Raw genomic sequence first — 12,868 nt, 5'->3', positions numbered from 1 at the left:
TTAACATATGGCACAACAAATTTTAGTTGTTGGCTTAGGTAATTATAGTTTAGAAGAATTGCCAATGGGCGTTTATCGTAAACTTCAATCAGCTGATGTAATATATGCGCGTACGCTAGACCATCCAGTCGTTAAAGAATTAGAAGACTTAAATTGGCAAGGTTTTGATTATATTTATGAAAAGCACAATGATTTTCTTAATGTATATTCTGAAATTGTCGATACGTTGATTGAAAAGGCTGAACATGAAAATATCATTTATGCGGTACCTGGTGATCCAATGGTAGCTGAAACAACGACGCAGCTCCTATTAGAAAAATCCTCTGATGTTCACGTGTTAGGTGGGAAAAGCTTTCTAGATGATATGTTCAATGCTGTTAATATTGACCCAAATGACGGATTTACATTATTAGACGGAACGTGTTTATCTGAGACTTTATTAAATATAAGAACGAATACGATTATTACACAAGTGTATGATCAATTAGTTGCATCGGATATTAAAGTCACATTGATGGAAAGATATCCAGATAATCACCCTGTGAAACTTGTTTCTAATGCAAGACTAGGTGAAGCAGATGTGATTTCATGTCCATTGTATGAAATGGACCATCATGCTGAGTTATCAAATTTAACAAGTTTATTCATTCCGAAAATAACTAAAGAGGAACAACTATATGGTGATTTTCAATATTTAGAACAAACTATCGATACATTAGTGTCTGAAGAAGGCTGTCCTTGGGATAAAGTACAAACCCATGAAACATTGAAACGTTATGTGCTTGAAGAAGCATTTGAATTAATTGAAGCAATTGATGAAGATGATATTGATCATATGATAGAAGAACTTGGAGACATATTGTTACAAGTGATGCTACATGCTGCGATTGGAAAGAAAGAAGCTTACTTTGATGTAAGAGAAGTGATACAAACATTAACTTCTAAGATGATACGTAGACATCCACATGTGTTTGGTGACCAAGAGGCGGACGATATTAAAGACCTCAAGAAAATTTGGAACAATGAAAAACAAAAAGAAGGCAAAGTTGAACGTGAGAAACTAGAAAAAATATTTGCTGATTACTTTTTGAAGTTGTATGATAAAACCAAATTAGAGGGATACGGTGAACAATCATTAAAAGAATTTATAAATAAAGGAGGTTTAACAATTTGAGATTAGATAAATATTTAAAAGTATCTAGACTGATTAAGCGTCGTACACTTGCTAAAGAAGTGAGTGACCAAGGTAGAGTTAAAGTAAATGGTCAAGTTGCTAAAGCAGGAACGACTGTAAGTGTTGAAGATGAATTGGAAATTAGATTAGGTAATAGAATAATTGTTGTTAAAGTGACAGGGTTGTCTGAACATGCTAATAAAGAAAATGCTAAGACAATGTTTGAAGTTATCAAAGAAGAAAAAATTCAAGATTCTATATAAATAAGGAGGTACACCAATGGCGCAAAAAATTAAAAATCTAGATAATGAATATACACAGTCCCAAAATAAACAAAAAAAGACTGTCAATAAAACGCGCCAAGTGATACGCAAGCGACTTACCTTATTTGGTGGAGTATTATTGTTAATAATCGTTATTATGATCATCATGCTGTTTCTACAAAAAAATCGCAATGATGAATTAGTACAAGAGCGTAAAGAAAAAGCTGTAACATATGAAAAATTGCAAGATAAAGAGATAGAACTTAAAGAACAAATTAAACGACTGAACGATAAAGAATATATAGAAAAACTTGCGAGAAGCGAATACTTTTTAAGCAATGACGGTGAAATTATTTTTAAATTACCAGAAGATAAAAAAGACGCGGAAAATGATAAATAATCTGTTTATGGCGTTGTATAATTTTGTATAGAAGCATATAATAAGGTTAAAGTGAATTTATATCAGGAGGATACAGTAATAATATGTCAATTGAAGTAGGCAATAAAGTCAAAGGGAAAGTTACAGGTATTAAGAATTTTGGTGCATTTGTTGAATTACCTGAAGGGAAAAGTGGCCTTGTGCATATCAGTGAAGTTGCTGATAACTACGTCGAGAACGTGAATGACCATTTAACTGTAGGCGATGAAGTAGAAGTTAAAGTATTAACAGTAGCTGATGATGGAAAGATTAGTTTATCTATTAAAAAAGCTAAAGAACGTCCAAAGCGCCAAGCGCCTAAGAAAGAAGCTAAGCCTGAAGACTTTGAGAAGAAATTATCAAACTTTTTAAAAGATAGTGAGGATAAGTTAACATCTATTAAGAGACAAACTGAATCACGTCGTGGCGGTAAAGGTGCAAGACGATAATGGATTATAATAAAAAGAGGCTAATTAGTTGAGCCTCTTTTTATTTTGACAAGATCAAATGAATTTTTGAAAATTGAGGTGTGTAATCATGCTAAATGTAACTTGGCAACAAGATGATGATTTAGCTTTAGCTGTTTCGACAGGGATAGATAGCATGTCACTTTTACACATGTTAAATACAACTTATAAAGACACATATCGTAAGTTGATTTGTTTACATGTCAACCATGGTTTAAGAGAAGCCTCGCGAGAAGAAGCAGAATTTATTAAACGATTTTGCGAAAAACACCATATTGAAATTTATATCAAGACATTAGATTTGAGCGAAACGGTTAGTCACAATAAGAGCATACAAGATATTTCTAGACAAATGAGATATGAATGGTTTGATGAAATGATGAAACAAACTAGTAGCGATGTATTGTTGACGGCACACCATATGGATGACCAAAAAGAGACCATTGCTTATCGATTATTTACTGGGAGAATTGGCCGTGCACCTTTAGGTATTCAACAAGTTCAAAAAAGAAATGATTATATGATTTGCAGACCATTATTAAATGTATCCAAATCATTTATTAAGCAATACCAACAAGAAAATGCTTTTAAGTACTACGAAGATGATTCAAATAAAGATAGCAAATATACACGCAACTATTTACGAAATCAATTGTTGCCTGTTATTGAAGAAAGACAAGAATTTTCAACAGATCATTTACTGGATTTAAATCAATGGATGAATGATGCAAGAGAATTAATTGTGGCTGAAGCAGATGCTTTTATTGCTAAAGAAATAAAACTGTCTGATCAAGTTGAAGTTAATCGAGATGCATTTAATCGGCTGAACGATTTAGTTAAGGTTCAAGTATTAGATCAATTAATGGCTCAATATGTTAAACGAAGATATAGTGAGAAGTCATATAAAGAATGGATGCGCGTATTTAATAATTTTTCAAAACAATCCGTCATTCCTATATCTGATGATTGGCAGTTTATAGTAGCATATGATAAATTATTACTATGTGAAGATATTGAGTTCAATGTAAATTCTAAATTTATAAATCGTAATGAACAATATGTATTTGGGAATTGGTTAATTGAAACGAAAGACATAGCATCGCCTTTATTCGTAAGAACGAGAATGTCTGGAGATCGTGTTCAGTATTATAACCGGGGAAATAAACATCGCAAAAAAGTTAATAGAATCATGATTGACAACAAGATTGACATACATAAAAGAAACAATTGTCCAATTATTTTAGATGGTGATGATATTATTGCAATTGGTGATTTTTGGATAGATTCTAACTTTAAAAACGCACTAACTATTACTTATATTGGAGATGACTTTAATGAAAGACTCGATTAAGTCTGTTGTATTATCAGAAGAACAGATTCAAGAAAGATGCAAAACATTAGGCAAGCAAATCACAGAGGATTATAATGGGAAGACACCAATCTGTGTAGGTATTTTAAAAGGCTCTATCATGTTTATGGCTGATTTAATTAAATACATTGATACACATGTAGAAATAGACTTCATGGATGTTTCTAGTTATCACGGTGGTACAGAATCAACTGGAGAAGTTAAAATTTTAAAAGACTTAAGTACTTCTGTTGAGAATAGAGATGTCATTATAATTGAAGATATTTTAGAAACAGGTACAACTTTAAATTCTATCGTTGATTTATTGAAATACAGAAATGTTAACTCTATTGAAATCGTAACATTGTTAGATAAACCAATGAAACGTAAAGTAGACATTGAAGCAAAATATGTCGGAGAAAAAATTCCTGATGAATTTGTAGTAGGATATGGACTAGATTATGCTGAGAAATATCGTAATTTACCATACATTGGTACACTTAAACCAGAAATATATCAATGATGCGTATAAGCAAGTTTAATTACTAGCGTAAGAAATTACAAATATGGTAAAATTTTTGTTAGTTTTATTAATTGAGTAGGAGGACAAATTGAATGCAAAAAGCTTTTCGTAATATATTAATGATCGCGCTTTTAGCTATCGTCCTATTTGGTGTATTCCAGTTCATTAATGGCAATGGACAATCACCAAAACAGCTTACATATAATGAGTTTATGACGAAGCTAGAAAAAGGCGATTTAAAAACGTTAACTATTCAACCAGAACAGAATGTTTATATGGTTAGCGGTGAATTGAAAAAAGGTAAAGATGAAACATATACATCTTCTATTTTATTTAATAACCAAGATGACTTAAAAAAAATAACAGCAACTGCTGAGAAACAAGATGATTTGAAATTTAATGTTAAAGAAGAAGAAAAACAAAGTGTGTTTGTTAGTGTATTAACAACACTTATCCCAGTTTTAATTATTGCATTTTTATTCATCTTCTTCTTAAGCCAAATGCAAGGTGGCGGCGGTGGCGGCGGCCGAGTAATGAACTTTGGTAAGTCAAAAGCCAAGCTATATGATAATCAGAAGAAACGTGTTAGATTCTCTGATGTAGCAGGTGCCGATGAAGAGAAACAAGAATTAGTTGAAATAGTTGATTTCCTTAAAGATAATCGTAAATTCAAGAAAATGGGTGCGCGTATTCCAAAAGGTGTCTTACTAGTTGGTCCTCCAGGTACAGGTAAAACATTACTTGCTAGAGCTGTAGCAGGTGAAGCGGGTACACCATTCTTCTCAATCAGTGGTTCAGACTTTGTTGAGATGTTCGTTGGTGTCGGTGCAAGTCGTGTGCGTGACTTATTCGAGAACGCTAAGAAGAATGCACCATGTATTATCTTTATAGATGAGATTGATGCTGTTGGTCGTCAACGTGGCGCTGGTGTTGGTGGCGGTCACGATGAACGTGAACAAACATTAAACCAATTATTAGTAGAAATGGATGGATTCGGTGAAAATGAAGGTATCATTATGATAGCTGCTACTAACCGTCCTGATATTCTAGACCCTGCGTTATTACGTCCAGGACGTTTCGATAGACAAATCCAAGTTGGACGCCCGGATGTAAGAGGACGTGAAGCAGTACTTAAAGTACATGCTCGTAATAAACCGTTAGACGAAACTGTTGACTTAAAAGCAATTTCTCAAAGAACACCTGGTTTCTCTGGTGCAGACTTAGAGAACTTGTTAAATGAAGCATCATTAGTAGCAGCACGTTCTAACAAAACGAAAATTGATATGAGAGATATCGAAGAAGCGACTGATAGAGTTATTGCAGGTCCAGCTAAGAAAACAAGAATGATTTCTGAGAAAGAGAAAAATATTGTTGCTTATCACGAAGCAGGTCATACCATTATCGGTTGTGTATTAGATGAAGCAGAAATGGTTCATAAAGTTACGATCGTTCCACGTGGTCAAGCTGGTGGATATGCAATGATGCTTCCTAAAGAAGATCGTTACTTTATGACTGAACCAGAATTATTAGATAAGATAGTAGGTTTACTTGGTGGTCGTGTATCTGAAGAAATAAACTTTGGAGAAGCATCAACAGGTGCTCATAATGACTTCCAACGTGCAACAAACATTGCGCGTAAGATGGTTACTGAATATGGTATGAGTAAAAAATTAGGTCCATTACAATTTGGTAGTACGGATAGTGGACAAGTATTTTTAGGTAAAGATATGCAATCTGAACCAAATTATTCAGACCAAATTGCTTATGAAATTGATTCAGAAGTACAACGTATCATTAAAGAACAATACGAACGTTGTAAACAAATTCTAACTGAACATAAATCACAATTAGAATTAATTGCTAAGACACTTCTAGTTGAAGAAACATTAGTAGCTGAACAAATTCAATCATTATTCCATGAAGGTAAGTTACCAGAAGTTAAATATGATGATTCTCATCTTAACCAAAATGAAGACTCAGATGAAGATAAATATGAAGGTGACTTAACGCAACAAGAAGGTACATTAGATATTGACGATGATGAAGTTGGTAAATCATACGAAGAAGTAAAAGAAGAAGTGTCACATGAAAAACATAATGAAGACACAGATTCAGATAGTGATTCAGACGAACCAGCTCATGAACAAGAGCCAAATATCGATGACCTAGGTGACAATAAACCGACAAATCGTAAAGAATAATTTCACAAAAGTCCCTTTCATCAATTTGATTGAGAGGGGCCTTTTTTTAAAGAAGGAGTATAAAACATGACAAAAGATTATTTAGTAAGAGGATTAGCTTTCAATGATGAAGTGAGGGCTTTTGCTGTTCAAACAACAAATACAGTACAAGAAGCACAAACACGCCATTACTCATGGCCAACTGCATCAGCAGCATTAGGTAGATCAATGACAGCTGGTGTTATGATGGGATCAATGCTGAAAAATGAAGAAAAATTAACGGTAACAATTGATGGCGGAGGACCAATTGGTAAAATTATGGTTGATGCTAATGCAAAAGGTGAAGTAAGAGGATACGTTCAAAATCCACAAACACATTTCCCATTAAATGATCAAGGTAAATTAGATGTTAGACGTGCTGTTGGAACAGACGGTATGTTAAGTGTCGTTAAAGATATCGGATTGAAAGATTACTTCACAGGTTCTACACCAATTGTTTCAGGAGAACTTGGAGAAGATTTCACTTATTATTTTGTAACAAGTGAACAAGTACCTTCGGCTGTTGGTTTAGGTGTATTAGTAAATCCTGATAATACAATTAAAGCAGCAGGAGGTTTCATCATTCAACTTATGCCTGGTGCATCTGAAAAAACAATTTCAGCAATTGAAGAAAAAATTAATCAAATGGAACCTGTATCTAAATTGATTGATAGAGGATTAACGCCAGAAGAAATAATTGAAACAGTATTAGGAAAAGAAAATACTAGAATTATCGACCATATGGATGTTGAATTCAAATGTAATTGTTCTAGAGAAAAATTCTTAAATGCAATTAAAGGTCTTGGAGAAGCAGAAATTGATGCAATGATTAAAGAAGATCATGGCGCTGAAGCAGAATGTCATTTCTGTAGAACGAAGTATCAATATAGCGAAGAAGAATTAATCGAACTTAAGAATGCACTTTAATTTAGTAAATACTTTCACTTTATATGAAGTTTTGTTATAATCATTATATCCGATAAATAAACTAGGGTATAAAAACTGTTTAGGAGTGAAGCGTAAATGGCTAAGAGAGTAAATAATATTGTAGAATTAATTGGAGACACACCTGTAGTTAAATTAAACAAAGTAGTTGAAGTAGGTTCAGCAGACGTTTATGTAAAATTAGAATATCAAAACCCAGGTAGCTCAGTTAAAGATAGAATTGGTTTAGCGATGATTGAAGCAGCTGAAAAAGAAGGCAAAATCAAACCAGGCGACACAATTATTGAACCAACATCTGGTAACACAGGTATCGGTTTAGCAATGGTTGCAGCAGCTAAAGGTTATAAAGCTGTATTTGTAATGCCAGATACAATGAGTAGCGAACGTCGTGCTTTATTAAAAGCTTATGGCGCTGAATTAGTATTAACACCTGGTGCAGAAGGTATGAAAGGTGCTATCAAAAAAGCTAAAGAATTAAAAGAAGAAAAAGGCTATTTTGAACCACAACAATTCGAAAACCCAGCGAACCCTAAAGTCCATGAATTAACAACTGGTCCTGAACTTGTTGAACAATTTGAAGGTCTTCAAATCGATGCTTTCTTAGCTGGTGTAGGTACTGGTGGTACTTTATCTGGAGCAGGTAAAGTTCTTAAAGAAAAATATCCTAATATTCAAGTAGTTGCGATTGAACCAGAAGCTTCTCCTATTTTAAGCGGTGGTTCACCAGGTCCTCATAAATTACAAGGTTTAGGTGCAGGTTTCGTACCAGACACTTTAAACACAGATGTTTATGACGATGTTATTAAAGTAGGTAATGAAGAAGCGATGGAAATGTCTAGAAAAGTTGCTAAAGAAGAAGGTATCCTAGGTGGTATTTCATCTGGTGCTGCAATTGTAGCTGCATTGAAAAAGGCTAAAGAACTAGGTGAAGGCAAAACAGTAGTAACAGTTCTTCCAAGTAATGGTGAACGTTACCTATCTACACCGCTTTACGCTTTTGAAGACTAATTGATAAATAAATGATTATATAATAAGTATCACGTCTATAATAAATAACTTTTGAAGTTATTTCATTTAGGCGTGATTTTTTAAATTTGTTATAATAAATTTATCTATGAAAAAGGAAGGAAGACTATCTTGGTGAATACGAAAATTATGGGTATATTAAATGTTACGCCAGATTCATTTTCTGACGGTGGTTCATATAATAGCGTAGATAAAGCAAGACAACACGCTGAGAAACTGATCTCAGAAGGTGCGGATATTATTGATATCGGTGGTGTATCTACTCGCCCAGGTTATACAGAAGTGAGTTTAGAAGAGGAATTGGACAGAGTCATTCCAGTTGTAGAAGCGCTCAGTGATTTAGATGTACAACTTTCAGTGGATACATACAGAAGTAAAGTTGCTGAAGAATCTTTAAAAAGAGGCGTAACGATGATTAACGACCAGTGGGCTGGCTTATATGATCCGAATATATTGAAAGTCGTTGCAGAATATAATGCAGAAATTGTGTTAATGCATAACGGCGACGGTAAGAGAGATGTACCAGTAATGGAAGAATTGCTACTTACTTTATTGAAACAAGCAAACCAAGCAGAAATTTGCGGCATACCCGAAAAAAATATTTGGCTAGATCCTGGTATAGGTTTTGCAAAGTCTAGAGAAGAAGAGCGTATTGTCATGTCACGATTAGATGAATTGGTCGCTACAGGTTATAATGTGTTGCTTGCGACAAGTCGTAAGCGATTAATTAATGACTTATTAGGTGGCGAAAGTAATGTTGATGAACGTGATGAAGGTACAGCAGCAACAACAGCTTATGGAATTGAAAAAGGTGTACGTGCTGTGAGAGTCCACAATGTACAAATGAACAAAAGAGTAGCTAAAACGATAGATGCTCTGAAGGAGATTCGATTAAATGGATAGAATAATATTAGAAGGCATGTCTTTTTATGGATATCATGGTGCAATTGAAGCCGAAAACGAATTAGGACAAATCTTTTTAGTAGATTTAGAATTATATTTAGATCTTTCTGAAGCGGGCGAAACAGATGACTTAGAAAAGACTGTTCATTACGGTGAAGTATTTGAAGTTGTCAAAGAAATTATGGAAGGTAAACCAGTAAAATTAATCGAGCATCTTGCTGAACGTATTGCAAAAGAGCTATTTTCGCACTATAATCGAGTATTGGAAACCAAAGTTAAGATTACTAAAAATAATCCACCGATACCTGGACATTATAAAGGTGTGGGTATTGAGATAGTGAGGAAGAGATAAATGCATACTGCATATTTAGGTTTAGGAAGTAATATGGGAGATAGGCAACATCAACTGCAAGAAGCTGTTAAATTGCTGAATGAAATTGATGGTATTCAAGTTGTTCAAGAATCTCCAATATATGAAACGAAACCAGTAGGATACACAGATCAACCGGATTTTTTGAATATGTGTATTGAAATCTCAACTGAATTAGAATCATCAGAATTATTAAAAGTTTGTATGATGATAGAACAACAACTTCATCGTGTTCGAGTTGAAAGATGGGGACCACGTACAATTGATATAGATATTTTAATATATGATCAATCTGTTATTCAATCACCAGAACTAGAAGTGCCTCACCCAAGAATGACTGAAAGAGCATTTGTGATGATACCTTTGAATGACATTGCTTCAAATGTTGTGGAACCTATATCGAAGAAATATATTTGGGAGCTATTGCCAAACGATGAACATGTAGTAAAGTATAATGGTGAAAGTAAATAATCTACGTGTGGTTTAAATAAAATAACAAGTGTAATTTAAATAAGGAGTGGAAAATCATGTCAGAAGAAATGAATGACCAAATGTTGGTTCGTAGAGAGAAATTACAAGAATTAAGAGATTTAGGTATCGATCCTTTCGGTAAGAAATTTGTCCGTAGTGGGGACTCTAAATCATTACACCAAGAATGGGACGAATTCAGTAAAGAAGAATTACATGATAAAGAAGACGAATCAGCTGTTGCTATCGCAGGTCGTTTAATGACTAAAAGAGGTAAAGGTAAAGCTGGATTTGCACATGTTAAAGATATTACTGGTCAAATTCAAATCTATGTTCGTAAAGACCAAGTAGGTGACGAACAATTTGAAATATGGAAGCATGCAGATTTAGGTGATATCGTAGGCGTAAAAGGTGTTATGTTTAAAACTAATACTGGAGAATTATCTGTTAAAGCGAAAGAATTTACTGTTTTAACAAAATCTTTACGTCCATTACCTGATAAATATCATGGTTTACAAGATATAGAACAACGTTACCGTCAACGTTACTTAGATTTAATTACAAGTGAAGAATCAACTAAAACATTCATTACAAGAAGTCAAATCATTCAAGAAATGAGAACTTACTTAAATAATAAAGGTTTCTTAGAAGTAGAAACACCAATGATGCACCAAATCGCAGGTGGCGCTTCAGCTCGTCCTTTTGTAACGCATCACAATGCGCTGGATGCTACTTTATACATGAGAATTGCAATTGAATTACACTTGAAACGATTAATCGTAGGTGGATTAGAGAAAGTATATGAAATTGGAAGAGTATTCCGTAATGAAGGTGTATCTACAAGACATAATCCTGAATTTACAATGATTGAATTATATGAAGCGTATGCTGATTACAATGACATTATGGATTTGACTGAATCTATGGTTGCAGCAATCGCTGAAAAAGTATTAGGTTCTACAACTGTACAATATGGCGAAGAATCTATAGATTTAGCTCCTAACTGGAGAAGATGGCATATGGTTGATGCTGTTAAAGAATATACTGGTGTAGATTTCTATGAAGTTAAAACTGATGAAGAAGCACATGCTTTAGCAAAAGAACATAATATAGAAGTAGAAGATCGTATGACATATGGTCATATTCTGAATGAATTCTTTGAACAAAGAGTCGAAGAGAAACTTATTCAACCTACATTTATTTATGGACATCCAATCGAAATATCACCATTAGCTAAGAAAAATCCTGAAGATCCAAGATTCACTGATAGATTCGAATTATTTATTGTTGGTAGAGAGCATGCAAATGCATTTACTGAATTAAATGATCCAATTGATCAACGTGAAAGATTTGAAGCACAAATGAAAGAAAAAGATCAAGGTAACGATGAAGCGCATGAAATGGATGATGACTTTATTGAAGCACTTGAATATGGTATGCCTCCAACAGGTGGTTTAGGAATAGGTATTGATAGATTAGTTATGCTATTAACAAACTCTGCTTCTATTAGAGATGTATTACTATTCCCTTATATGAGACAAAAATAAATGTAACTAAAAGCCGTACACAATTCCATATTGTGTGCGGTTTTCTACTTTTTGAAGGCTCCAAAATGAGAATGATGAAGTTTTTAAAAGAAATGTAAACTTTTTTGTCTTAAAGTGTTGACGAGTGTTTCTAAATTGTGTATTATATAAAGGTCGCTGAAAACAAGCGCATATCAATTCGAGATGTTTGTAAAGAAAGTTAATAAGGTGTAAAATTTACTATTGAAAAGCCTTGATGAATTCTTTATAATATATAAGGTAAGACAAAAACGAAACAACATTGTCTGGTGGCGATAGCAAAGAGGTCACACCTGTTCCCATGCCGAACACAGAAGTTAAGCTCTTTAGCGCCGATGGTAGTTGGGCTTACGTTCCGCGAGAGTAGGACGTTGCCGGGCGATATTGTTAATTGGAGAATTAGCTCAGCTGGGAGAGCATCTGCCTTACAAGCAGAGGGTCGGCGGTTCGAACCCGTCATTCTCCACCATTTTTGCCGGCCTAGCTCAACTGGTAGAGCAACTGACTTGTAATCAGTAGGTTGGGGGTTCAAGTCCTCTGGCCGGCACCATGTTTTAGAGCCATTAGCTCAGTTGGTAGAGCATCTGACTTTTAATCAGAGGGTCAGAGGTTCGAATCCTCTATGGCTCACCATTTTAAATATACTATATATAAAAATAATTATTTAGCGGAAGTAGTTCAGCGGTAGAATACAACCTTGCCAAGGTTGGGGTCGCGGGTTCGAATCCCGTCTTCCGCTCCATTTTTATTTTTTCTTGCCGGGGTGGCGGAACTGGCAGACGCACAGGACTTAAAATCCTGCGGTAAGTGATTACCGTACCGGTTCGATTCCGGTCCTCGGCACCATTTTTGTTTTTGCGCCCGTAGCTCAATTGGATAGAGCGTTTGACTACGGATCAAGAGGCTAGGGGTTCGACTCCTCTCGGGCGCGCCATTTTGAATAACGGGAAGTAGCTCAGCTTGGTAGAGCACTTGGTTTGGGACCAAGGGGTCGCAGGTTCGAATCCTGTCTTCCCGACTTCTATTAATACTTATGGGGGCTTAGCTCAGATGGGAGAGCGCCTGCTTTGCACGCAGGAGGTCAGCGGTTCGATCCCGCTAGTCTCCACCATTTAAAAATAGATTATGAACATTGAAAACTGAATGACAATATGTCAACGTTAATTCCAATAATTGAGT

At 34.7% G+C, this 12,868-nt stretch carries 13 protein-coding genes, 8 tRNA genes and 1 rRNA gene; all 22 read left to right on the top strand.

Annotation, left to right across the window (positions count from 1 at the left end):
* Positions 1–7: 7 nt before the first annotated feature.
* The 22 genes from CD035_RS07055 to CD035_RS06950 all read left to right on the top strand — a co-directional run bounded on the left by CD035_RS07055 (position 8) and on the right by CD035_RS06950 (position 12,800).
* On the top strand, positions 8–1,174 hold the full coding sequence (locus CD035_RS07055) for a MazG nucleotide pyrophosphohydrolase domain-containing protein (RefSeq protein WP_048541959.1): 1,167 nt from the start codon (positions 8–10) through the stop codon (positions 1,172–1,174).
* A complete protein-coding gene (locus CD035_RS07050) occupies positions 1,171–1,437 on the top strand; it encodes an RNA-binding S4 domain-containing protein (RefSeq protein WP_037590337.1) in 267 nt (88 codons plus the stop codon). The genes CD035_RS07055 and CD035_RS07050 overlap by 4 nt, the downstream gene beginning before the upstream one ends.
* A 16-nt stretch (positions 1,438–1,453) precedes the next feature.
* Complete coding sequence (locus tag CD035_RS07045; RefSeq protein ID WP_025905562.1) at positions 1,454–1,837, top strand: FtsB family cell division protein; 384 nt, start codon at positions 1,454–1,456, stop codon at positions 1,835–1,837.
* Positions 1,838–1,920: 83 nt separating this feature from the next.
* Complete coding sequence (locus CD035_RS07040; RefSeq protein ID WP_025905561.1) at positions 1,921–2,304, top strand: S1 domain-containing RNA-binding protein; 384 nt, start codon at positions 1,921–1,923, stop codon at positions 2,302–2,304.
* Between the two features lie 88 nt (positions 2,305–2,392).
* Positions 2,393–3,673 (top strand): tRNA lysidine(34) synthetase TilS, encoded by a 1,281-nt coding sequence (tilS, locus tag CD035_RS07035; RefSeq protein ID WP_048541960.1) that lies wholly within the window; start codon positions 2,393–2,395, stop codon positions 3,671–3,673.
* Complete coding sequence (hpt, locus tag CD035_RS07030) at positions 3,657–4,193, top strand: hypoxanthine phosphoribosyltransferase (RefSeq protein ID WP_025905559.1); 537 nt, start codon at positions 3,657–3,659, stop codon at positions 4,191–4,193. Before tilS ends, hpt begins: the two co-directional genes overlap by 17 nt.
* Positions 4,194–4,285: 92 nt before the next feature.
* The gene (gene ftsH / locus CD035_RS07025) at positions 4,286–6,394 is read left to right on the top strand and encodes an ATP-dependent zinc metalloprotease FtsH (RefSeq protein ID WP_048541962.1); all 2,109 of its coding nucleotides are present in this window, start codon (positions 4,286–4,288) and stop codon (positions 6,392–6,394) included.
* 66 nt (positions 6,395–6,460) lie between these two features.
* Positions 6,461–7,339, top strand: coding sequence for an Hsp33 family molecular chaperone HslO (gene hslO, locus CD035_RS07020; protein ID WP_048541965.1), 879 nt, complete (start codon positions 6,461–6,463; stop codon positions 7,337–7,339).
* A 96-nt stretch (positions 7,340–7,435) separates the two neighbouring features.
* Positions 7,436–8,365, top strand: a complete 930-nt coding sequence (cysK, locus tag CD035_RS07015; protein WP_048541966.1) for a cysteine synthase A — start codon at positions 7,436–7,438, stop codon at positions 8,363–8,365.
* A gap of 129 nt (positions 8,366–8,494) precedes the next feature.
* On the top strand, positions 8,495–9,286 hold the full coding sequence (folP, locus tag CD035_RS07010; protein WP_103354220.1) for a dihydropteroate synthase: 792 nt from the start codon (positions 8,495–8,497) through the stop codon (positions 9,284–9,286).
* Complete coding sequence (folB, locus tag CD035_RS07005; protein ID WP_048541967.1) at positions 9,279–9,638, top strand: dihydroneopterin aldolase; 360 nt, start codon at positions 9,279–9,281, stop codon at positions 9,636–9,638. The genes folP and folB overlap by 8 nt, the downstream gene beginning before the upstream one ends.
* Positions 9,639–10,127 (top strand): 2-amino-4-hydroxy-6-hydroxymethyldihydropteridine diphosphokinase, encoded by a 489-nt coding sequence (gene folK, locus CD035_RS07000; RefSeq protein WP_048541969.1) that lies wholly within the window; start codon positions 9,639–9,641, stop codon positions 10,125–10,127.
* Between the two features lie 56 nt (positions 10,128–10,183).
* Complete coding sequence (gene lysS / locus CD035_RS06995; RefSeq protein ID WP_025905552.1) at positions 10,184–11,671, top strand: lysine--tRNA ligase; 1,488 nt, start codon at positions 10,184–10,186, stop codon at positions 11,669–11,671.
* A gap of 283 nt (positions 11,672–11,954) precedes the next feature.
* Positions 11,955–12,069, top strand: a 5S ribosomal RNA gene (rrf, locus tag CD035_RS06990).
* A gap of 13 nt (positions 12,070–12,082) precedes the next feature.
* A tRNA-Val gene (locus CD035_RS06985) sits at positions 12,083–12,158 on the top strand.
* Between the two features lie 5 nt (positions 12,159–12,163).
* Positions 12,164–12,239, top strand: a tRNA-Thr gene (locus tag CD035_RS06980).
* Between the two features lie 7 nt (positions 12,240–12,246).
* Positions 12,247–12,322 (top strand) — tRNA-Lys (locus CD035_RS06975).
* A gap of 34 nt (positions 12,323–12,356) precedes the next feature.
* Positions 12,357–12,431, top strand: a tRNA-Gly gene (locus CD035_RS06970).
* 15 nt (positions 12,432–12,446) lie between these two features.
* A tRNA-Leu gene (locus CD035_RS06965) sits at positions 12,447–12,535 on the top strand.
* Between the two features lie 11 nt (positions 12,536–12,546).
* Positions 12,547–12,623, top strand: a tRNA-Arg gene (locus tag CD035_RS06960).
* Positions 12,624–12,633: 10 nt separating this feature from the next.
* A tRNA-Pro gene (locus CD035_RS06955) sits at positions 12,634–12,707 on the top strand.
* 17 nt (positions 12,708–12,724) lie between these two features.
* Positions 12,725–12,800: transfer RNA gene (locus CD035_RS06950), tRNA-Ala, on the top strand.
* Positions 12,801–12,868: the final 68 nt, after the last annotated feature.

Source organism: Mammaliicoccus sciuri (assembly GCF_002901825.1).
Taxonomy (GTDB): domain Bacteria; phylum Bacillota; class Bacilli; order Staphylococcales; family Staphylococcaceae; genus Mammaliicoccus; species Mammaliicoccus sciuri.
Note: the sequence above shows the minus strand (reverse complement) of the source record. Positions and strands in the feature narration are given on the sequence as shown.